This window comes from Actinomadura sp. NAK00032 (genome assembly GCF_013364275.1).
In the GTDB taxonomy this organism is placed as follows: Bacteria; Actinomycetota; Actinomycetes; order Streptosporangiales; family Streptosporangiaceae; genus Spirillospora.
In genome coordinates this window covers 6,323,887-6,347,368 of sequence record NZ_CP054932.1, presented here as the reverse complement: position 1 = coordinate 6,347,368, position 23,482 = coordinate 6,323,887, and the positions used below count along the sequence as shown (strand labels likewise).

At 71.6% G+C, this 23,482-nt stretch carries 7 protein-coding genes; 2 read left to right on the top strand and 5 right to left on the bottom strand.

The annotated features are described in order from the left end of the window. Positions 1–32: 32 nt before the first annotated feature. From HUT06_RS29200 to HUT06_RS29190, 3 genes are all read right to left on the bottom strand, one after another. Positions 33–13,865, bottom strand: a complete 13,833-nt coding sequence (locus HUT06_RS29200) for a type I polyketide synthase (RefSeq protein WP_176198640.1) — start codon at positions 13,863–13,865, stop codon at positions 33–35. Positions 13,866–14,241: 376 nt separating this feature from the next. Further along, complete coding sequence (locus tag HUT06_RS29195) at positions 14,242–15,075, bottom strand: methyltransferase domain-containing protein (RefSeq protein WP_176198639.1); 834 nt, start codon at positions 15,073–15,075, stop codon at positions 14,242–14,244. Positions 15,076–15,154: 79 nt separating this feature from the next. Then, complete coding sequence (locus HUT06_RS29190) at positions 15,155–16,408, bottom strand: cytochrome P450 (protein WP_176198638.1); 1,254 nt, start codon at positions 16,406–16,408, stop codon at positions 15,155–15,157. A gap of 198 nt (positions 16,409–16,606) precedes the next feature. On the opposite strand from HUT06_RS29190, the gene HUT06_RS29185 reads away from it, so the two are divergent. Next, on the top strand, positions 16,607–19,816 hold the full coding sequence (locus HUT06_RS29185; RefSeq protein WP_176198637.1) for a BTAD domain-containing putative transcriptional regulator: 3,210 nt from the start codon (positions 16,607–16,609) through the stop codon (positions 19,814–19,816). Here HUT06_RS29185 and HUT06_RS29180 read toward each other — a convergent pair. Continuing rightward, complete coding sequence (locus tag HUT06_RS29180) at positions 19,802–21,100, bottom strand: activator-dependent family glycosyltransferase (protein ID WP_176198636.1); 1,299 nt, start codon at positions 21,098–21,100, stop codon at positions 19,802–19,804. The genes HUT06_RS29185 and HUT06_RS29180 overlap by 15 nt on opposite strands. Positions 21,101–21,117: 17 nt before the next feature. Beyond that, complete coding sequence (locus tag HUT06_RS29175; RefSeq protein WP_176198635.1) at positions 21,118–22,311, bottom strand: cytochrome P450; 1,194 nt, start codon at positions 22,309–22,311, stop codon at positions 21,118–21,120. A 181-nt stretch (positions 22,312–22,492) separates the two neighbouring features. On the opposite strand from HUT06_RS29175, the gene HUT06_RS29170 reads away from it, so the two are divergent. Beyond that, a complete protein-coding gene (locus HUT06_RS29170) occupies positions 22,493–23,440 on the top strand; it encodes an alpha/beta fold hydrolase (RefSeq protein ID WP_176198634.1) in 948 nt (315 codons plus the stop codon). Positions 23,441–23,482 lie beyond the last annotated feature (42 nt).

The window sequence follows — 23,482 nt, the reverse complement described above, 5'->3', positions numbered from 1 at the left end:
TCAACCCCTCGGAATCCGCGAAATCAGTCGCCTTAATCGAGATCGGTGCTCTCGAGCTCGTTGTCCAGAGCTTCGAAGAGCTCCTCGTCCGTGGCGGACGCGAGTTCTCCCGGCGCATCACCGTTGGTCGGCGGGTGTGCGCGACCGCGCCTTCGGAGCAGGTTCTCGAGACGGATGGTGACGCCGGTCCATTGCTCGTCATCGAGATCGAGCAGGTCCAATGCGGACTCGAGCTTGTCGACCGCCTCGGTGAGCGTCCGGTCGGATCCTCCGTCGTCGGCAGGGACGAGCCGGATTCGCAGGTAGTCGGTGAGCGCGCCCGGATTCGGATGGTCGAACACCAGCGTCGCGGGCAGACTGAGCCCGGTGGCCGAACTGAGCCGGTTGCGCAACTGGACCGCGGTCAGCGAATCGATTCCGAGGTCCTTGAACGCCTGGTCGGTTCCGATCGCGTCGGAGTCGGCGTGATTCAGCACGGCGGCAGTGGTGCTGCGGACCAGGCTCAGCAGGGTTTCCTGTCTCTCTGTCTCGTTCTGCTGGAGCAGACGCTCCGCCAGGCCGTGGGAGGAATCGGAAGAACGCGTGGACGAACTGCCGTCGGCTGAAGCGCGACGTGGTGACGGTCTGGCCAGGCCGCGCAGGACGGCGGGCAGGGTGCCTGCATCGACCTGCGGGCTCAGCGCCGCGCTGTCGATGTGCGCCGGGACGACGACGGCGCGGCGGGTCCTCAGAGCGGCGTCGAACAGGGCCAGGGACTGGGCGGCGGACAAGGGGATGAAGCCCAGCCGGGTCATCCGTTCCACAGCGGAGTCGTTGATCTGCCTGCGCAGGTCGCTGTCCTCTTCCCAAAGCCCCCAGGCGAGGCTGGTGGCGGGCCGCCCACGGGAGCGGCGGTGGTGAGCGAGCGCGTCGAGGAAGGCATTGCCCGCGGCGTAGTTCGCCTGACCCGCGATGCCGATGGAGCCGGCGAGTGAAGAGAACAGGATGAAGCTCTTCAGAGCCATGCCCTCGGTGAGACGGTCCAGGTTCCATGCGGCGTCGACCTTGGGACGCAGGACCGCCGACAGTTGATCGGGCCTGAGGGAGGCAAGGGGCGCGATGTCCAGCGTGCCCGCGGAGTGGACGATCGCGGTGAGGGGGCGCTCGTCCGGTACGGAGGCCAGGGTGCTCGCAAGATCATCGGCATCGGCGGTGTCGCAGGCGCGGATGACGACCTGCGCGCCGAGCTCCGTGAGCTCGGATTCGAGCTGGGCGGCACCCGCCGCGTTGGCTCCCGAGCGGCTGACGAGCAGCAGGTGACGGGCGCCGTACCCGGTGACGAGGTGACGCGCGATGCGCGCCCCCAGGCCACCCGTACCCCCGGTGATCAGTACCGTCCCGCGCGGATCGAGCAGCTCCGGTTCGTCGTCGGAGGACGTCTGGGCCGTCGACCTCGCCATCCGGGGAACGAGCGTGCGTCCCCTGCGGACGGCCAGCTGAGGCTCCCCCGTGGCGAGGGAGTTCGCCAAGGACGCGGAGGAGATGTCCTGATCGAGGTCGATGAGAGTGACGCGGTCGGGGTGTTCGGTCTGTGCGGTGCGCACGAGTCCCCAGATCGCGGCCTGAGTGAGATCGGTGATCTCCTCGTCCGGCAGCGCCGCGACGGCACCTCGCGTCACCACGACCAGCCGGCCGGTGGAGAAGAGTTCGTCGGCCAGCCAGTCCTGAAGGAGGCGCAGCACTTGGAGGGACGTCTCGTGGGCGGCCGCCGCGATGTCGGTGTCGGTGTCGGCACGACGGGAGGCCGGCGCGAACAGGACGGTATGAGGCGCGTCCTCCTTGCCATCGGCGACCTCGCGGCGCAGGGCGGCGAGGTCGGCCACGCTCCGCGCATTCAGGCCGGGCCGACCTTCACCGATCACCACCCATGACGACGGCGCTGCCGACGCTCCCAGGAAGGCCGCGTCTTGCGAGGAAGCCGACGTCCATTGCAGCTCGAACAAGTGCTTCGTGCCGCTGACGCTGATGGGGGAGAACGGCTTCGACGGGCGCAGAGTCAAGGACTCGATGGTGACCACGGGCCGGCCCGCCGAGTCGAAGGCGGTGACGGCGACCCGGTGTTCGCCCAAGTCGTGGATGTGGACGCGAAGCCTCGTCGCGCCAGTGGCATCGAGGGAAACGCCGCCGAAGGAGAACGGCATGTACGTCTCGCCCTGGCCGCCGCCGCCGTCCGCCGGAAGCGCGGCGAAGGCGATCTGGTGAAGCGCGGCGTCCAGGAGGGCGGGATGAATGCCGTATCCGGTGGTCTCGACCCCGTCGGGAAGGACGATCTCGGCGTAGTGGTCATTGCCGTTTTGCCAGGCGTGGGTGACGCCTTGGAAGGCGGGCCCGTACCGGTAGCCGCGTTCGTTCAGCCGTTCATACATGTCGGACGCGCTGATCCGAGAAGCGCCTGGTGGCGGCCACGGCACGTTCTGGGGGACCTTGCCGGCGAGATGCGGCGTCAGCGTTCCGGTTGCGTGGCGTGTCCACGTGGTCGTATCCGGATCGCCGGCCGGGCGCGAGTGGATGGCGAGCGCGCGTCGCCCGCTGCCGCCGGGAGGTTCGACAGTGATCTGAAGGTCAACGGCGCCCTGCTCGGGCAGATGCAGCGGGGCCTCGAGGGTGAGTTCCTCGATGTCGGGAGCACCGGTGTGGCCGCCGGCATGAAACGCGAGATCGATGAGCGCGGTACCGGGGAGCAGGACGTGTCCGTGGACCGCGTGATCGGCCAGCCACGAGTGGGTGCTGAGAGAAATCTGGCTCGTGAAAAGCGTAGTCCCCGTGCTCGGCATCTGGACGATGGCGCCTAGGAGTGCGTGATCCGCACCTTCCTGACCGATCACCGAAGGGTCGCCCTTTGACCGTGGTGCATGAAGCCAGTGGGTCCGGTGCTGGAAGGGATAGGTGGGGAGCGGCGCGGTCTTGGGGTCGTGTGGCGTGTAGAGGGGTGTGTAGTTGGTGGTGTGGAGTTGTGCGGTGTTGTTGAGGTAGTGGGTGTGGGGTGGGTGGTCGCGGTGGAGGGTTGGGATGGCGTGGGCGTCGGGGTGGGTGTGTTGGATGGCGGGGGTGAGGATCGGATGCGGGCTGATTTCGATGTAGGTGGTGTGGTTGTCGTGGATGTTGTTGAGGGCGGCGTGGAATTGGACGGTGTTGCGGAGGTTGGTGTGCCAGTACTCGGCGGTGAGGTGGGTGGTGTCGTGTTGTTGGCCTGTGACGGTTGAGTGGAAGGGGGTGGTGGCGGTGGTGGGGGTGATGTCGGTGAGGTCGTGGAGGATCTGGGTTTTGAGGGTGTCGACGTGGGGTGAGTGTGAGGCGTAGTCGACGGGGATGGGTCGCGCGTCGATGTCGTGGTTCTTGTAGTGGTCGATCAACTGCTGGATGGCGTCCGCCGCACCGCTGACGGTGGTGCTGTGCGGGCTGTTGATCGAGGCGATGTAGGCGTGGTCGGGGAGGTTCTGCTCAACCTCGTGGGCGGGTTGGGGGATGTGGGCCATGGCGCCGGTGCCGGCGAGTGTGGTGAGGGCTTTGGCGCGCAGGGCGACGGTTTTGGCGGCGTCGTGGAGGGTGAGGGCTCCGGCGATGTGGGCGGCTGCGATTTCGCCTTGGGAGTGGCCGATGACGGCGTCGGGGTGGATGCCGTGGGATTGCCAGAGGCGGGCGAGTGCGGTCATCACGGCGAACAGTGCCGGTTGGACGACGTCGACCCGGTTCAGGTCGGGTGCGTTGTCTCGTTGGTGGAGCAGGTCGAGTAGGGACCAGTCGGTGAAGGGGGCGAGTGCGTCGTGGCAGGCCTGGATGTGGTCGGCGAACACCGGTGAGGTCTGGAGGAGTTCGGTGGCCATGCCGGGCCACTGCGATCCCTGACCGGGGAAGACGAAGACGATCTTGTTGTCGCCGGAGGCTGGCGGTGTGAGCGTTAGTCCTGGTGCGGTCTGGCCGGTGGCGAGTGCGTGCAGGCCGTTACGGAGGTCGTCCAGTCGTGTTCCGGTGATGACGGCGCGGTGGGTGAGGGCGGCGCGGGCGGTGGCCAGGGTGTATCCGACATCGACGGGGTTGAGGTCGGTGTGACGGTCCAGGTGGTCGAGCAACCGTTGGGCTTGTGCGCGGAGCGCTTCGGGGGTCTTGGCTGACAGCGGCCAGGCGAGCGCGGGTGTGTTGCCGGCGGCCGTCGCTGCGGTCCTTGAAGGCTCGATCGCGGGGGCTTGTTCGAGGATGAGGTGGGCGTTGGTTCCGCTGATGCCGAAGGACGAGACGGCGGCTCGCCGGGGCCGGTCGACTTCCGGCCAGGGCTGAGCCTCGGTGAGCAGGGAGACGGTTCCCGGATCCCAGCCGACGTGGGGGGAGGGCTCGTCGACGTGCAGGGTCTGCGGAAGGAGACCGTGGTTGATGGCCTGCACCATCTTGATGACCCCGGCGACACCTGCCGCAGCCTGCGTGTGCCCGATGTTCGATTTGATCGAGCCCAGGTAGAGCGGCTGGTCCTGTGTGTGTCGGGTCCCGTAGGTCGCGAACAGCGCGTTGGCCTCGATCGGGTCGCCCAGCGCGGTTCCCGTCCCGTGGGCTTCGACGGCGTCCACGTCGCCGGGTTCGAGTCGGGCCCCGGCGAGGGCTTGCCGGATGACGCGTTCCTGTGAGGGGCCGTTGGGCGCGGTGAGGCCGTTGCTGGCACCGTCCTGATTGACCGCCGAACCCTTGATCACGGCCAAGACGTGACGGCCGTGGCGCCGAGCGTCCGACAGCCGTTCCAGCAGCACAAGGCCGACGCCTTCGGCGCCCGCGAAGCCGTCCGCCGCTGCGGAGAAAGGCTTACATCGGCCATCGAAGGCGAGGCCGCGTTGCCTGCTGAACTCAACGAACATGCTGGGGGAGGACATGACGGTGACACCGCCGGCCAAGGCCAGATCGCATTCACCGGTGCGGATGGCCTGCACGGCAAGGTGAAGTGCGACGAGCGAGGATGAGCAGGCGGTGTCGACGCTCACCGCAGGCCCCTGCAGACCCAGGATGAAGGAGACACGGCCCGACGCGACGCTGCCCGCGCTGCCGTTGCCGAGATGCCCTTCGAGATCGTGCGGAGCCTGGCGGAGACGGCTGGCGTAGTCGTTGTACATGACGCCGGTGTAGACGCCGGTGGAGGTGTCTTTGAGGGTGGTGGGGTCGATGCCGGCGCGTTCGATGGTTTCCCAGGCGACTTCGAGGAGGAGTCGCTGTTGCGGGTCCATGGCGGTGGCTTCGCGGGGTGAGATCCCGAAGAAGGCGGCGTCGAACTGGTCGGCGTCGTGCAGGAACCCGCCCTCGCGCGCATACGACTTGCCGGGCGCGTCCGGGTCGGGGTCGAAGAGGGCGTCCAGATCCCAGTCGCGGTTCTCCGGGAACGGGGTGATGGCGTCCCGGCCCTGCTCGACCAGCTCCCACAACCCCTCGGGCGACGACACTCCGCCGGGGTAGCGGCATCCCATCGCCACGATCGCGATCGGCTCATCGGCCGACTCCCGGCGGCTCTCTGCCGGAGCCTCTGCCGGCTCTCCTGCCACCAGCCGATGCAGGTGAGCACTGAGGGCCGCCGGGGTGGGGTGGTCGAAGATCAGCGTGGCGGGCAGGCGCAGTCCCGTCACGTCAGCGAGTCGGTTGCGGATCTGGATCGCGGTAAGGGAATCGAACCCGAGTTCCTTGAAAGTGCTCCCCGCTTCGACGGCTTCGGAATTCGGATAGCCGAGAACGGACGCGGCGCTGGCGCGTACCAATGCCGTGAATTCCTCCGCCGAAGAGGGACGGGCGGGGACGGTGCCGGAGGTTTCCGGACGCTGCTCACGGAGCGCCTTGATGTCCAGCTTGGCGGGAATGAGCGAGGCGCCGGGGTGGGCGAGGGCGGTGTCGAAGAGCTGGAGGGCCTGCCGGGTGGTCAGCGGGCTGAGCCCCGCGCGGGTGAGCCGCGTGTGGTCGCCGTCCCTGAGATGGCGGGTCATTCCACTCGCCTGATCCCAGAGTCCCCACGCGAGGCTGGTGGCGGGAAGGCCCAGGGCGCGCCGGTGGTGTGCGAGGGCGTCGAGGAAGGCGTTGGCGGCGGCGTAGTTGCCCTGGCCAGCAGAGCCGAGGACGCCGACGACCGACGAGAACAGGATGAAGGTCTTGAGATTCTCGTCCTTGGTCAGGTCGTGCAGGTGCCGGGCGGCATCGGCCTTGGGCGCCAGGACCCTGCCGACCTGGTCGCCGCTCAACGAGGCGAGGGTGCCGTCGTCGAGGACCCCCGCCGTGTGGATGACCGCGGTGAGGGGATGCCCGGTGGGAACCGCTTCCAGAAGGTGGGCCAGCGCCTCCCGCCGGGTGATGTCGCAGGCCGCGATGACCACGTCGGCGCCCTTGTCGGCGAGCTCGGTACGCAGTTCGGCGGCGCCCGGTGCGTGGAGCCCGGAACGGCTGGCGAGCAGGAGATGGCGAACACCGTGCTCGGCGACGAGGTGACGGGCGATGATCGCGCCCAGCGTTCCGGTGCCTCCCGTGATCAGGACGGTCCCGTCAGGGTCGAACGCCGCCGGAGCATGCTGCTCACTCGACGGTGCCGTCCGTGCGATGTGGGGAGCACGGAGTTCGCCGCGCCGCAGTGCCAGTTGAGGAAGGCCGCTGGCGAGAGCGGCGGGCAGCGCGGTCAGGCTGGCGGGATCGTCGTCCACGTCGACCAGCACGAAACGATCCGGGTGCTCGGTCTGGGCGGTGCGCACCAGCCCCCACACCGCTCCGAGAGACGGCACGTCGATGACGTCGTCGATGTCGGCGGGTATGGCCTGACGACTCAGGACGACCAGCCGCGACGAACGCAGCCGGTCGTCCTCGATCCAGGTTTTCAACAGGTCCAGAACGTCCTCGACGAGGGTGCGCGTGTGGGCCGGGACATCGGACGTCGATGGGACCGGACAGCGCCAGAGGACGAACGCCGGTACTGGAGCCCCGGCGTCGATCGCCCGGAGCAGGCTGGACAGGTCGGGGTGGTGATCCTCGGCGGCGGCCGCCGGCTCGGAGTCGTCGCCGACCAGCGTGTACGTCGGGAGCGGCCCCCGTGAAGCCTGGACGGGCGTGGTCCTCCATTCCTGCTGGAAGAGGAAGCGGCTGCTCGTGGTGTTCCACGAGGTAAGGCGCTTCGAAGGAATGGGGCGAAGTGTCACGGTGCCCACGGTCATGACCACATTGCCGTCGGGGTCATGCGCCGTGATCGCGGCCTTGTTCTGCCGGGAGCCGAGTTCGACACGTAGGGCGGACGCCCCGATGGCATGGAGCGAGACGTTCCGCCAGGCGAACGGGAGCTGGATCGACTCGTCCTCGCCCTGCGCGTCGGGGAGAAGCGTGTGCAGGGCGGCGTCGAGGAGCGCCGGATGGATGCCGTACCCGGTGGTGTCGGTGGCGCCGGGAAGGGCCACCTCGGCGTAGCTGCCGTCGGGGCCGTGCCATGCGCGCTTGACGCCCTGGAACACGGGACCGTACTGGTACCCCTGCTCGTCCAGCCGGGAGTAGAAGTCGGCGAGGTCGATGGGGGAGGCGCTCGGCGGCGGCCACTGTCCCGCCCCCTCCTCCTCCCTAGAGGAGACCGGGAGCGGAGTGAGGCTGCCCGTGGCGTGCCGGGCCCAGGGAACTGCGGCATCGGCGGCGACCGGACGTGAGTGGACGCTGATGGCCCGTCGGCCGTCGTCGTCGGCGGGTTCGACGGTCACCTGGAGGTCGACGCCACCCTGGTCGGGCAGGAGCAGGGGAGTTTCGAGCGTTAGCTCCTCGACGTGCGGCAGGCCGGCCTGCTTCCCGGCATGGAGCGCGAGTTCGACGAACGCGGCGCCCGGAAGCAGGACGGTGTCGTGCACCGCGTGGTCGGCGAGCCAGGGAAGGTCCTGTGCCGACAGGCGGCCAGTGAAGAGGAGAGCTCCTGAGCCGGGGAGTTCTGTTTCGGTCTTGAGAAGCTCATGCCCGCTGGAGCCGAGCCCGAGGCTCTCGGCACTAGTGCCGCGTTTTGTGTGGAGCCAGTGGGTGTGGCGTTGAAAGGGATAGGTGGGGAGGGGCGTCGTCTCGGGGTTGTGTGGTGTGTAGAGGGGCGCGTAGTCGGTTGCGTGGAGTTGTGCGGTGTTGTTGAGGAAGTGGGTGTGGGGTGGGTGGTCGCGGTGGAGGGTTGCGACGGCGTGGGCGTCGGGGTGGGTGTGTTGGATGGCGGGGACGAGGATCGGGTGGGGGCTGATTTCGATGTAGGTCGTGTGGTCGTCGTGGACGTTGTTGAGGGTGGTTTCGAATTGGACGGTGTTGCGGAGGTTGGTGTGCCAGTAGTCGGCGGTCAGGGCTTTTGTGTCGAGTTGTTGGCTGGTGACGGTTGAGTGGAAGGGGGTGGTGGCGGTGGTGGGGGTGATGTCGGTGAGGTCGTGGAGGATTTGGGTTTTGAGGGTGTCGACGTGGGGTGAGTGTGAGGCGTAGTCGACGGGGATGGGTCGCGCGTCGATGTCGTGGTTCTTGTAGTGGTCGATCAACTGGTGGATGGCGTCTGGCCCACCGCTGACGGTGGTGCTGTGGGGGCTGTTGATGACCGCGATGGTCACGCCTTGGGGGAGGTTCTTTTCGACTTGGTGGGCGGGTTGGGGGATGTGGGCCATGGCGCCGGTGCCGGCGAGTGTGGTGAGGGCTTTGGCGCGCAGCGCGACGGTTTTGGCGGCGTCGTGGAGGGTGAGGGCTCCGGCGATGTAGGCGGCTGCGATCTCTCCCTGGGAGTGGCCGATGACGGCGTCGGGGTGGATGCCGTGGGATTGCCAGAGGCGGGCGAGTGCGGTCATGACGGCGAACAGTGCCGGTTGGACGACGTCGACCCGGTTCAGGTCGGGTGCGTTGTCTCGTTGGTGGAGCAGGTCGAGTAGGGACCAGTCGGTGAAGGGTGCGAGTGCGTTGTGGCAGGCCTGGATGTGGTCGGCGAACACCGGTGAGCTTTGGAGGAGTTCGGTGGCCATGCCGGGCCATTGCGATCCCTGGCCGGGGAAGACGAAGACGACCTTTCCTGGGGTGGGGGGAGGTGTGAGCGTCAGTCCCGGTGCTGTCTGGCCGGTGGCGAGTGCGTGCAGGCCGGCGCGGAAGTCGTCCAGTGCTGTTCCGGTGATGACGGCGCGGTGGGGAAGGGCGGCACGTGCGGTGGCCAGGGTGAATCCGACATCGACCGGGCTGAGGTCGGGGTGACGGTCCAAGTGGTCGAGCAACCGTTGGGCTTGGGCGCGGAGGGCTTCGGGGGTTTTCGCAGAGAGCGGCCAGGCGAGTGCAGGTGTGCTGCCGGCGGCCGTCGCTGCGGTCCTTGAAGGTTCGATCGCGGGGGCTTGTTCGAGGATGAGGTGGGCGTTGGTGCCGCTGACTCCGAAGGACGAGACGGCGGCACGGCGGGGCCGGTCGACCTTCGGCCACGGCTGAGCCTCGGTAAGCAGTGCGACGGACCCCGAGTCCCAGTTGATGTGGGGGGAGGGCTCGTTGACGTGCAGGGTCTGGGGAAGGAGACCGTGGTTGATGGCCTGGACCATCTTGATGACCCCGGCGACGCCTGCCGCAGCCTGCGTGTGCCCGATGTTGGACTTGAGGGAGCCCAGGTGAAGCGGCTGGTCGCGGCGCCGACCGTAGGTGGCGAGCAGAGCGTTGGCCTCGATCGGATCACCCAGCGCGGTGCCCGTCCCGTGGGCTTCGACGGCGTCCACATCGCCGGGTTCGAGTCGGGCCCCGGCGAGAGCTTGCCGGATGACGCGTTCCTGTGAGGGGCCGTTAGGTGCGGTGAGGCCGTTGCTGGCACCGTCCTGGTTGACCGCCGAACCCTTGATCACGGCAAGGACGTGACGGCCGTGGCGCCGAGCGTCCGACAACCGTTCCACCAACAGCATGCCGACGCCCTCGCCCCAGGCGGTGCCGTCGGCGCCGGCGGAGAAGGGCTTGCAGCGACCGTCGGCCGCCAACCCCCGCTGCCGGCTGAACTCGACGAACATGCCGGGTGTGGACATGACGGTGACGCCACCGGCCAAGGCCAGGTCGCATTCACCGGTGCGCAGGGAGTGGGCGGCCAGATGGAGTGCGACCAGGGATGACGAGCACGCGGTGTCGACCGTCAACGCCGGGCCCTGGAGTCCGAGCACATAGGAGATGCGACCGGAGGCCACGCTATTGGTGGTCCCGGTCAGCACATAACCCGCGAACTCCTCCGAGGCCTCGTGCTGGGGCGGCCCGTAGCCCTGCGGCATCATGCCTGCGAAGACTCCGGTCCGGCTCGTACGAAGGCTGGTGGGGTTGATGCCGGCGCGTTCGATGGTCTCCCAGGCGACTTCGAGCAGCAGCCGCTGTTGCGGGTCCATGGCGGTGGCTTCCCGGGGCGAGATCCCGAAGAACGCGGCGTCGAACTGGTCGGCGTCGTGCAGGAACCCGCCCTCGCGCGCATACGACTTCCCGGGCGCGTCCGGATCGGGATCGAAAAGGGCATCCAGATCCCAGCCGCGGTTCTCAGGGAACGGGGTGATGGCGTCCCGGCCCTGCTCGACCAGCTCCCACAGGTCCTCCGGCGACGACACTCCGCCCGGGTAGCGGCACCCCATCGCCACGATCGCCACCGGTTCATCGGCCGCGTGACCGCTCGGGGCAGCGCCGGTGACCTCGCCGTCCGGCCGGCCGGTGGCGACCGCGGACAGATGCCGCGACAGGTCGGCCGGAGTCGGATGGTCGAAGGTGAGGGTGGTGGGGAGGGCCATGCCCGTCGACTCGGTCAGCCGGTCCCGGAGCTCGACGGCCGCCATGGAGTCGAAACCGAGCTGCTTGAACGTGCGGGCCGGGTCGATCGCGTCAGGCGCGGCATGTCCGAGGACGAGTGCGGTGTCCAGCCGGACGGTCTCGAAGAGCGCGCGGTCCCGTTCGGCGTCGCTCAGCCCGGCGAACCGCGCCACCGGATCGGTCGAGGGGGAAGGCGCACCATCCTGCTCCTCACCGAGCGCCCCGGCGACGCCGTCATCGTCCTGGACCTGCTCCGCCGGAACAGGAACCGGAGCCGAAGCCGGAGCGTGAGCCGGAGCCGGAGCGTCGATCCAGTGGCGTTTCCGCTGGAAGGGATAGGTCGGGAGCCGCAGCCCCTTCAGGGCGCGCAGGTCCTCGGCCCCCCGGCCGGTGCCTTGGACGGACTCCCAGCGCACCGGGTCGCCGTGCACGTGCAGCCCACACAGGGCGGTCACGAAGGTGCGGACTTCGGGTCGGTTGCGGCGCAGGGCCGGGATCGTCGCCACCCGCGTCTTCCCGGTCGGGTTCCCGCTACCGGCGAGGCTCGTCGCGGCGAGGCCGCTGAGCACGGCGTCCGGGCCGATCTCGAGGAAGTCCGTGGCCCCCTGCCGCCGCAGGCATCGGACGCCGTCCATGAACCGCACCGTGTGGCGGGCGTGGTCCATCCAGTAGGCGGGGTCGGTGAGCTGCTCGGTGGTGGCGAGCCGACCGGTGAGGTCGGAGACGATGGGCGTCCGCGGCGGCCGGAACGTCAGGCGGCGCAGGACCCGGCCGAACTCCTCCAGCATGGGATCCATGTGCGCGGAGTGGAAGGCGTGGCTGACCCGCAGCACCTTCGCCTTGCGCCCGCTGCCCTTCCACGCCCCGACCGCGTCGAGGACGGCGGACCGGTCCCCGGAGATCGCGGCGGCGTGGGGGCTGTTCACGGCGGCGACTCCGAAACGACCGCCATACTCTTCCGCCAGCGCGCGCGCCTCGTCCTCGGTGGCGTCGAGCGAGGCCATCGCTCCCGTCGCGGGGAGGGCCTGCATAGCCTGGCCGCGGGCGGCGACCATGGTGCAGGCGTCGGCGAGCGACAGCACGCCGGCCGTGTGCGCGGCGGCGATGGCGCCGATGGAGTGGCCGATGAGGAGGTCGGGAACGGCGCCGCACGACGCGAGCAACCGGTGGAGCGCCACTTCGAGCGCGAACAGCGTCGCCTGCGTGTACGCGGTCTGGTCGAGCAGTGCCGCCTCGTCGTCGTCCTGGGAGGAGAACATCACCGGACGCAGCGGACGGTCGAACCGCGGGTCGAGGTGGTCGAGGACCTCGTCCAGCGCGTCGGCGAACACCGGGAACGCCGCGTACAGTCCGGCGCCCATTCCGGGCCGCTGGCTGCCCTGGCCGCTGAACAGGAAGGCGGTGCGCCCGGCGGTGCCGGCCAGGCCGGACACGACGTTGGGCCGTCCCCGCCCCCTGGCCAGGGAGTCGAGGCCGTCGAGGAGCTCGGCGCGGTCGGCGCCGGTGACGACGGCCCGGTGCTCGAACAGGGTGCGCGTCCCCGCGAGGGCGAGGCCCACGTCCACCGGGTCCAGTTCGGGGGACTCCCGCAGGCGCTCCGCCAGCCGCGCGCTCTGGGCCCGCAGCGCGGCCCGGCCGTGCCCGGAGATCGGCAGGGCGAGCAGGGCCGGCGCCGGCCGGTCTCCGGCCTGCGCACCGGCCGCGGGCGCCGGCGTGTCCGCCGGCGCCTGCGCGTCCGCGGGCGCCTGCGCCACGATGACGTGGCAGTTGGTTCCGCCCATTCCGAAGGAGCTGACCCCCGCGACGAGGGGCCGCTCCCGGTCCGGCCAGGGGCCGGGCGAGGTCTGCACGCGCAGGCCGAGCCGGTCGAGCGGGACGCGCGGATGGGGCGATTCGAAGTTGAGGCTGGCGGGCAGGGTCCGGTGCTTGAGCGCGAGGACGACCTTGAGGAGGCCGGCGATGCCCGCGGCGCCTTCGAGGTGCCCGATGTTGGTCTTGACCGAGCCCACGCGCAGCGGGGCGCCGCGAACCGCCGCCCGCTCCGCCGCCCGCTCCGCCGCCCGCTCCGCCGCCCGCTCCGGCGCGGCCTCGTCCTCCCCCGGGGCGTTGCCCAGCGCCGCTCCCAGCGCCGCCGCCTCGATGGGATCCCCGACCCTCGTGCCCGTGCCGTGCAGCTCGACGTACTGGACCTCCGACCGTCCGACGCCGGCCCGCAGGCGCGCCTCCTCGATGACGGCGGCCTGCGCCGCCGCGCTCGGCACGGTGAGGCCGTCGGTGGCGCCGTCGTTGTTGACGGCGGTCCCGCGGATGACGCCGTGGACGGGGTCGCCGTCGGCGATGGCGCGGTCCAGGGGCTTGAGCAGCACGGCCCCGCCGCCCTCGCCGCGGACGAAGCCGTTGGCGCGGGAGTCGAAGACGAAGCAGCGGCCGTCCGGGGACAGGCCGCCGAACCTGAAGGCGCTCACGGAGCCGGCCGGGTCCAGGATGAGGTTCACCCCGCCCGCCAGCGCGAGCTCCGACTCCCCCTTGGCCAGGCTCTCGCAGGCGAGGTGGACGGCGACGAGCGAGGACGACTGGCCGGTGTCGACGGTGAGGCTGGGGCCGGTCAGCCCGAGCGCGTGCGACACCCTGTTCGCGACCATGCCGCGGTGCAGGCCCGTCATGCTGTGCCGCGTGATCGCGGCGGTCCCCCGGCGGTGGACGAGCCGCGCGTAGTCGTCCCAGATCGCTCCCGCGAACACGCCGACCCGGTGCCCGGCCACCGCGCCGGGGACGGTGCCGGAGTCCTCCAGCGCCTCCCACGACAGTTCGAGCATGAGCCGCTGCTGCGGATCCATCGCGGCGGCCTCGCGCGGGGAGATCCCGAAGAACTCGGCGTCGAAGAGGTCGACGCGGTCGAGGAAGGCCCCGTGTCCGGTGCCGGGAAGGGGGCTCGCCGCGGACGGCCCGGCGGGGGCCGGCTCCGTGCCCCACCGGTCGGAGGGGACCCGTCCGACGGCGCTGCCGCCCGCCCGGAGGAGCCGCCAGAAAGCGTCCGGGTCCGCGGCCCGCGGAAGGCGGCAGGCCAGGCCGATAATGGCGATTCCATGGTCCATTGCAGTTGGCCTATTCCATTGATGACAGGATCCGAATCGAGCTGGTTCCGGCACTGGAATGAGTCATCGAGGAGCATCCGCGGGGCGGCCGGTTCGACTCTGTCGAGAGTGCGGCGCGGCGCGTCTGATTGTCTTCGCCCAGATTGCCGTGTTCGAGACAAGGGCCCGGTGCGTTCAACGGGGGCCTTCGCGGAAATCGCCGGCGCCGGGGCATGCCGAAATGCCCCTGGACGCTGGGGGCGCAGGGGAGGAGCCGGGCGTCACCGGCAGCGGAAGGCCGGGCCCGCCCCGCACGCCTCCCGCGGGACGCTCGCCGGTGGGCGGCGCGGCGCCGGCGCGGGGGAGGGGCGTGCGGGGGGAGCCCGGCGGCCGGACGCTAGGGAAGGGTGCCGCTGAGGACCCAGGCGGGGGTCCGCATGACGACGCCGTCGGCGGTCTCGAAGGGGCGCAGCGCGTCGATGCACGCCTGCCGGGCGCGGCCGGCCGCCTCCTCGCTCACCTGGGAGAGGCTGATGCGCATCGGCGTCCAGTTCAGCAGGAACCCGGCGACGTCCTCGGCGTCCTTGCCCCACGACCTGGACTCGATGACGTGGGGGAACGCCACGTCGGTGAACCCCGCGTCCGCCATGATGCCGCCCATGCGCTCCGGGTCGGCCATGGGGTTCTCCTTGGGCTCCTTGACCCAGGGCAGCGCGAGCTGCTCCTGGATGGCGCCGAAGACCAGCGGCCAGTCGGTCTGCGTGACGTCGCCGTGCACGATGGCCGACAGCCGGCCCCCGGGCCGCATGGTGCGCGCGATGTTGACCATCGCGGCGTGCGGGTCGTCGAAGAACGTCAGCCCGAACCTGCTGATGACGACGTCGAAGTCCCGCTCGGCGAACGGGTGGACCTGCGCGTCGCCCTCGGCGAACTCGACGTTGGACACGCCCTCGGCCGCCGCGAGGGCGCGCGCACGCTCCAGCATCGGGGCGGAGATGTCGAAGCCCACGGCGTGGCCCTTGAACGCGCGCCGCGCGGCGAGCCGGCTGGTCTGCCCGTTGCCGCAGCCGATGTCGAGCACCCGGTCGCCGGGGGTGATCGCGGCCTTGGTGAACATGTGGTCGTTGAACGCGCTGTTGAGGTGATCCCAGCGTTCGTGCTCCTCGGCCCAGAACACGCCTTCGTCACCGTTCCAGTGATCTGCCATGGCGGCGTTGACTTTCGTCCCCATTGGACGCTCCTTCGGATGGTCGGCAGGTGATGGCGAACGCCGGACGGCCGTGCGGCGCTCGTGGCGGCGGTCCGGGCCGTTACGGCCCGAGGGTGACGGGGATCCGCTCGAACCCCCGCAGGCCGAGGCCGGGGCGGCGCCGCGGCGCGTCGGCCAGGGCGACGGAGGGGTGGCGCGAGAGGAGCCGCTCCAGGAAGACCTGGACTTCCAGGCGCGCCAGCCCGGCGCCGAGGCAGAAGTGGATCCCGGCCGCGAACGACAGGTGGGCGTTGTCGGTGCGGCGGATGTCGAAGGTGTCGGGATCGTCGAACCGCGCGGGGTCGTAGTTGCCGGCGGCGAGCATGATGGTCACGGTCTGGCCGGGCCGGAGTTCGGCGCCCGCGAAGGAGACCGGTTCCAGGACGGTCCGGGCGTCGAACTGGACGGGGGAGTCGTACCGGAGGACCTCCTCGACCGCGCCGGGGATCAGGGCGGGGTCGGCGCGCAGCGCGTCCAGCGCGGCCGGGTGGCCGAGCAGGGTGTGCAGGGTGTTGGCGAGCAGGTGGCCGGTGGTCTCGATCCCGGCGCCCAGCAGGAGCAGCGCGGTCGCCACCGTCTCGGCCTCGTCGAGGCTCTCCTGGGCGCGGGCCCCGACCAGGCGGCTGAGCAGGTCGTCCGCGGGGTGGTCGCGCTTGTGGGCGAGCAGCTCGGTGAAGTACGCGGCGAGCTGCGACTCGGCGGTGATGGCGCGGCCGAGCGTGTCCGCGTCGGCGGTCGGCTCCACCATGGCGGCGAGCGCGGCCACCTTCGCGCCGAACCCGGACCGGTCCCGCTCGGGGACGCCGAGCAGGTCCCCGACGACCCCGGCCGGGAGCCGCTGCGCGAAGCCCGCCATGAAGTCGGCGCCGGGCTCGGCGGCGAGGCCGTCGAGCAGCGCGTCGACGCGCGCGGTCACCGCGGGCCGCAGGTTCTCGATGTGGCGTCCGGTGAACGCGGAGCTGACCACGCGCCGCAGCCGACTGTGGTCGGGCGGGTTCGCGAACGACATGCTGCGCTCCAGCCGGTCCATCAGCTCGCGCAGGCGGTCCTCCGGGATGGGCCTGAGCCGGAACCCCTGGATCTCGTTGCCCTTGCCCAGCGACCGGTGCCGCAGGGCCGCGTCGCAGTCGGCGTGCCGGGTCAGCACCAGGGTGCCGTCGGAGGTGATCAGGGCGGGGGCCCGGCCGCGCAGCTCGTGGTATCCGGCGTACGGGTCCTCGTTCACCGGGTCCATCATGATCTGCTGGAACAGCCGTTCGGCCGCGGGGTCCGTGCGGGCCACCGTCGTCGGGGCCTCGGGGGGAGCGTCGGTCATCGATGATCCTTCCCAGCGAGCGCGGTCGGCCCACAGCGTTCTGATGCGAGACATCTCTGTGCCGGATATGAAGAGAATGCGGCGAGCTTTCGGTGTTGTCTTCGCCTTGATTGCTCGGCTCCTGACGACAAGTACTGAAGAGCCGGTAACGCATGCCGAAACTGGGCAGCCCCCGCCGCCGATGGCAGACTGTCGACCATGCGCGTGGGCATCCTGGGGACACTCGAAGTGGTGATCGACGAGGAGAGGACTCAGGTCGGAGGCTCCCGTCTGCGTGCCGTGCTGGTCCGGCTGGCGCTGGAGGCCGGGCGGGTGGTGACGGTGGAGTCGCTCGCCGAGGCGATCTGGTGGACCGATGTGCCCTCGGACCCGGTGAACGCCCTGCACACGCTGGTGTCGCGGCTGCGCCGGGCGCTGAAGGGCGCCTCCGAGCTGCGCTGGAGCCAGGGCGGCTACTGCCTGGACGTCCCCGTCGACGCCGTCGACGCGCTCCGCTTCGAGCGGCTCGCGCTCGAGGGGCGGCGCGCCCTGGCGGAGGGCCGGGCCGCGGCCGCCGCGTCGCACCTGCGGGAGGCGCTCGCGCTGTGGCGGGGCGAGCCGCTGTCGGGGACGGCGCAGACCCCGTACGTCGAGGCGGCCGCGGGGCGGCTGCGGGAGCTGCGGCTCGCCGCGATCGAGGACCGGGTCGACGCCGGGCTGCTGAGCGGGACGGGCGGCACCGACGTCGTCGCCGAGCTGGGCGAGCTCATCGCGGCCCACCCCCTGCGGGAACGCCTGCGCGGCCTGCACATCAGGGCGCTGCGCGACTCCGGCCGGCGGGCCGAGGCGCTCGCCGCCTACGAGGAGTTCCGCGGCTTCCTCGCCAACGAGCTGGGCACCGACCCCGGGCAGGGGCTGCAGGACATCCACCTGTCGGCACTGCGCGGCGGCGCCGACCGCGAGCAGCCCGCCGAGTGGCCCGGCCGCGCCGCCGGGTCGCGCACGAGCCTGTGGAAGGGCCTGACGAGCTTCGTCGGCCGGGAGAAGGAGCTCGGCCAGATCGCGGCCGACCTCACCGAGGGCCGCCTGGTGACGCTCACCGGTCCCGGCGGGGCGGGCAAGACCCGCCTCGCGACCACCTTCGCCGGCCGGGTCGCCGACGGCTACGCCGACGGGGTCTGGCTGGTGGAGCTCGCCAAGCTCGACGACCCGCGGGACGTGCCCGGCGCCGTCATCGGGGTCCTCGGCCTGCGCGAGGGGATGCTCGACGGCGCGGAGGGGCCGCGCGACGCCGTCACCCGCCTGGCCGACGTCCTGTCCGACGCCGAGGCGATGCTCGTCCTCGACAACTGCGAGCACCTCATCGACGCGGTCGCGCGGCTGGTGGAGGACCTGCTCGGCCGCTGCCCCAGCCTGCGCGTCCTGGCGACGAGCCGCGAGCCGCTCGGCATCGGCGGGGAGATGCTGTGCCCCGTGAACCCGCTGCTGGTGCCCGAGCCCGGCGCCCCGACGGCCGCGTTGCTGGAGACCCCGTCGATACGCCTCTTCCTCGACCGGGTCGCGGCGGTGCGTCCGGATCTGGCCGTCGGCGCGGACGTGGTGGAGACCGTCGCCGAGATCTGCCGGCGGCTGGACGGGCTGCCGCTCGCCATGGAGCTCGCCGCCGCCCGCCTGCGCGCGCTGCCGCTCGGGGAGCTGGCCCGGCGCCTGGACGAGCGGTTCCTGCTGCTGACCGGGGGCAGCAGGACGGCGCTGCCCCGGCACCAGACGCTCCGCGCCGTCGTCGACTGGAGCTGGGAGCTGCTCGACGCCGAGGAGCGCCGGTTCTTCCAGCGGCTCGCGGTGTTCCCCGCCACGATCACCCCCGCCGGAGCCGACCGCGTCGCCGCGCCGCCCGGGCACGTCCTCGACGCGCTGCACGCCCTGGTCGACAAGTCGCTGCTCCAGGTGGTGGACGGGCACGACGCCCGCTACCGGATGCTGGAGACCATCCGCGAGTACGGGCTCGAACGACTGGAGAAGGCCGGGGAGCGCGACGAGGCCAGGGCCGCGCACGCGGCGTTCTTCCTGGAGTTCGCCGAGCGGGCCGAGCCCCACCTGCGCGGCCGCGACCAGCCGCGGTGGCTCTCCGCGCTCACCGCGGAGCACGACAACCTGATCGCCGCCCTCAACTTCGCGTGCGAGAGCGGCGACGCGGCGACGGCCGTGCGGCTCGCCGCCGCGCTCGGGTTCTTCTGGACCGTGCAGGGCGACCACGCCGAGGCGAGCCGCCGGCTGCGCCGGGCCCTGGACGTCCCCGGCGAGGCGCCGGAGGTCGCCTGGGCGACCGCCGTGGCCCTGCACCTGTTCAACCTGGTCCTCTCCGAAGGCCCCCGCAGGCCCCAGTTCGTCACCGACGCGATGCGCCGGCGGATCCGCGAGGCGCGCCGCGCCGACGGCCACCCGATGCTCGTCCTCGCCGAGGTCCTGCTGGCGCTGCTCGACAACGACCTCGGCGGCGGGCTCGCCGTCACCGCCGAGCCCGACCGGTCGCTCGACCCCTGGACCGGCGCCATGGCGCGCCTCGTGCGGTCGTTCCTGCTCGCCAACAGCGGCGACATGGAGGGGATGCGCCGGGAGCTCGAGACGGCCGTCGAGAAGTTCCGGGTCGTGGGCGAGCGCTGGGGGCTGGCGATGGCGCTGACCTTCCTGGGCGGGTCCCAGACCGCGCTGGGCGCCGGCGGGGAGGCCGTCCGGGTCCTGGAGGAGTCGATCCGGCTGATGCGCGAGCTCGGCACCGCCGACGAGGCGTTCCAGCAGCGGATCTGGCTCGCGGAGGCGCGCATCCAGACCGGGGACCTGGAACGTGCCCGCGCCGACCTGCTCGAAGCGGCCGAGGGCCGCAACCTGCGCCTGTCGGCCCGCGCCACGGCCCTCATCCGCAAGTCGCTGTGCGACCTCGCGCTGGACGTCGGCGACCTGGCCGACGCCCAGCGGCACCTCGCCGTGGCGGCCCGGAGCCTCGACCTCGCGCCGAGCAAGGACACCCTGATGGTCGCGATGCTGGAGTCGGTCTGCGGCAGGGTGGCCGCCGCCACCGGCGACCTGGCGGGCGCGCAGCGCTACCTCGCCGAGGCGCTCCGGCTCGCCCGCGACGTGGCCGACCTGCCGCTGGTCGCCGCCGTCGGCATCGGCATCGCCCGGCTGCAGCTGAGGCGGGGCAGGCCCGAGCAGGCCGCCGAGATCCTCGGCGCGTGCCACGTCCTGCACGGGGCCCCGGGCTCCTTCGGCCGCGACGACGCCCGCCTCGCCGACAAGCTCCGCGACGCCCTGGGCGCGGACGCGTTCGACACCGCCTACGGCAAGGGCGCCGCCCTCGAGCAGCCGGGCGCGCTCGCGCTGCTCGACACGTCGTGCCTGCTCCCGGAGCGCGCGTCAGGCGCCCGGTGAGCGGTGCTCGGCCGTCAGCTCTTCGAGCAGCGGCACGACCCGGGTCGGAGCGGGCGCGCCCAGCACCTCCCCGCGCAGCCGCCGCGCGGACTCGGCGAACGACGGCTCCGCCAGAAGCCGCGCCACGCGCTCCCGCAGCAGCCGCGGGTCGAACCGCTCCATGGGCGGCAGGTGCAGCCCGGCGCCGTACTCCTGGACGAGGCGCGCCTTGTGCACCGTGTCCCACTGCCCCTCGGGGACGATGAGCTGCGGGACGCCGTGCAGGAACGCGGTCCCGAGCGCGTCGTGGCCGCCGGCGTGCACCACGGCCGAGCAGGTCGGCAGCAGCGCGTCCAGGGGGGCGGTGTCCTCCACCCGGACGTTCTCCGGCAGCTCGCCCAGGCCCTTCTGCTGCTCGGCGTCCAGGACCACGACGACCTCGGTGCCGAGCCCCGCGACGGCCGAGACGAGCCCCTCGGCGGTCGCGTCCGGGCCCCACATCCGCTGGAGGGACGGTTCCCCGAGCACGCACACGCGGCCGCTCTCCGGCGGCGGTTCGTGCAGCCAGCGGGGCACGGACGACCTCCCCGTGTACGGCATGTGCCGCACCGGCACGTAGTGCAGGGGCACCGGCAGCCTCAGCGATGGCGGCGTCGGGTCGATCGTCCAGTGCCCCACCACCGCGTCCTCGGCGAAGGAGGCGCCGTGGCGGGCGAGATGGCCGTCGAGCCAGTCGCGGAGCGGATCGGTCCGCTCCCCGGCCGGGCGCCGCGCGCCGGCCTCGGCGAAGCGGGCCCGCATGTTCCCCAGCATGTCCAGTCCGAGGATCATGCGCGCGTGGGCCGCGCCGCACGCCCGCGCGGCGACCGAGCCGGCGAACGTGAAGGTGTCCCAGACGACCAGGTCGGGCCGCCAGCCGCGGCAGAACCCGACGAGGTCGTCGACCGTGGCGGCGGGGGAGGCGTTCGCGAAGACGACCGGGGTCATCGTCCCGAAGACCTTCACCATGGACTCCCAGGTGAGCTTCTCGGGCCGCACCTCGCTCATGTCCGGCGGGCCCCCGCCGGGACCGCCCGCCCGCGGGCCCTGCGCCGCAAGCTTCGCGGCGATCTCCCGCATGCGGGCCTCCAGATGGAGCGGCTCGCCCACCGGGACCGCCGTCAGCCCCGCGGCGGTGATGGCGTCGGCCAGGTCCGGCTGGCTCGCGACCCTGACCTCGTGGCCCGCGGCGCGCAGGGCCCACGCCATCGACACGAGACCGTTCAGATGGCTCACCGACGCGAACGTCGTGAACAGCACGCGCATGGATGTCCTCCTCGGTGTCACCAGGCCACGGGCAGGCTCAGGGGGGCCCGCAGGAGCAGGCCGCTGCGCCACTCGACCTCGTCCGGCGCGACGTCCAGGCGCAGGTCCGGCACCGCCCGCGTCAGCGTCTCCAGCGCCACCTGCAGCTCGTGCCGCGCGAGGTTCGCTCCGGCGCAGTAGTGCGCTCCCTGGCCGAACGTCAGGTGCGGGCAGTGGCCGCGGCGCACGTCGAAGCGCTCCGGATCGTCGAAGACCTCCGGGTCGCGGTTCGCCGAGGCCATCGAGGGCATGACGGCCTGGCCCGCGCGCACGGTCCCCGACGGCAGCTCCACGTCCTTGGTCGCCATTCGCAGGAGCCCGCCGTCGCCGGGCATCCCGTAGCGGAGCAGCTCCTCCACGGCGGTCGGGATGATCTCCGGCTCGTCGCGCAGCACCCGGTACTGGTCGGTGGTCAGCAGGCTCAGCACGCCGCGCGCCAGCACGCTCGCCGTCGTCTCGTACCCGGCCATGATCAGCATCACCGTCAGGTGGACCAGCTCCGCCTCGCTGAGCCGCTCCCCCTCGTCATGCGCGCTGATCAGCGCGTCGATCAGCGCGTCGCCGTCCCGGCCGCGGCGCCCGTCGATCAGGTCGCGGACGTATCCGGAGAACTCCGTCGCCGCGGCGACGCGCTCCTCCACCGTGAACGCGGTGCTCGAAATGATCATGTCGGTCCAGGTCCGGAACCGCTCCCGGTCGGCCGGCGGGACGCCGAGCAGCTCGCACATGATCTGGATCGGCAGCGGCAGCGTGAACGCCGCGATGAGGTCGGCCGGGGGGCCCGCGGCGACCAGGTCGCCGGTCAGCCGCTCGGTGATCGCGACGATCTTCGGATGCCAGGTCTTGACATGGCGCGGGCTGAAGATGTCGCTCAGGATGCGGCGGATCCGGGTGTGCCGGGGCGGGTCCATGTTGGTGAGCGCGTTGGGGTCCTCGCCGAACTCCTCGCCCGGCAGGATCCGCGGCGCGTCCGGCGCGAGCAGCGCCGCCCGGCTGAACGCGGGATTGGTCAGCACGGCGTGCACGTCCGCGTAGCGGACGGCCAGCACCGCCTCGTCGCCGCTCGGCATCATGACGGGCGCGAGCGGGGACTCCCGCCTGCGTTCGGCGAACTCCGGCGGAGGCGACCCGTCCGGCCGCGCGGCGAAGATCCCCTCATCCTGCTGCGTCATCTCACGGCACCTTTCGACGCTTACCGCTGTTCCAGTGAGTGTGTGCTGCCGAGAAGCCGCGGGGGAAGTTTCCAAATTGCTCTCCTGAGAACCGGGACGCCCGCCCCATTTCTCCTTGAGTGGTCCTTCAGCGCGCTGTGGTAAATCGGCGGAGTCGACGAGTGACCAGGAGGGCGGCACGGTGGAGATCACCCATCGCTTTGTCAGGGTGAACGGAATTCGGCTGCATATCGCGGAGGCGGGGACCGGGCCGCTGGTCCTGCTGATCCACGGTTTTCCGGAGTGCTGGTATTCGTGGCGGCACCAGCTGACCGCGCTGGCGCGGGCGGGATACCACGTGGTCGCGCCCGACCAACGCGGATACGCGCGCAGCGACCGGCCGGCGAACGTCGAGGACTACACGATCATGCATCTGGTCGGCGACGTCGTCGGGATCCTCGACGCGCTCGGCGAGGAGCGCGCGGTGGTCGCCGGCCACGACTGGGGCGGCGGCGTCGCCTGGCACACGGCGCTGCTCCGGCCCGACCGCGTGCGCGGCGTGATCGGGCTGAGCATCCCCTACCTGCCCCGGACGCCCGCCCCCATGACCCCGCTCATGCGGGTCGGCCTGGGGGACGGGTACTACATGCTCTACTTCCAGAAGCCGGGCGTCGCCGACGCCGAACTCTCCCGCGACCTCTACGACACGTTCCGCCGCGTCCTGTACGCGCCGTCCGGGGACGGGCCGCAGGGCGGTTCCATGGTCGTGCCCGAAGGCGGCGGCTTCCTGGACCTGTGCCCGGACCCGGAGAAGCTGCCCCCCTGGCTCACCGAGGAGGACATCGACGTCTACGTGACCGAGTTCGCGGAGGCGGGCTTCACCGGCGGGCTGAACTGGTACCGCAACCTCGACCGGAACTGGGCCCTCACCGCCCCGTGGCACGGCGTCCCGGTGCGGGCCCCGGCGCTCTACATCGTCGGCGACCGGGACATGACCCTCGGCATGCTGCCGGCCGAGCCGGTGTCAGCCCGGGCGGTGCCCGACCTGCGCGAGATGGTGATGCTGCCGGGATGCGGGCACTGGACCCAGCAGGAGCGCCCCGACGAGGTCAACGACGCGATGCTGCGGTTCGTGGGCTCCCTTGACTGAGCCGCCCGCCGCGCCGCCCGCCGCGCCGCCCGCCGCGCCGCC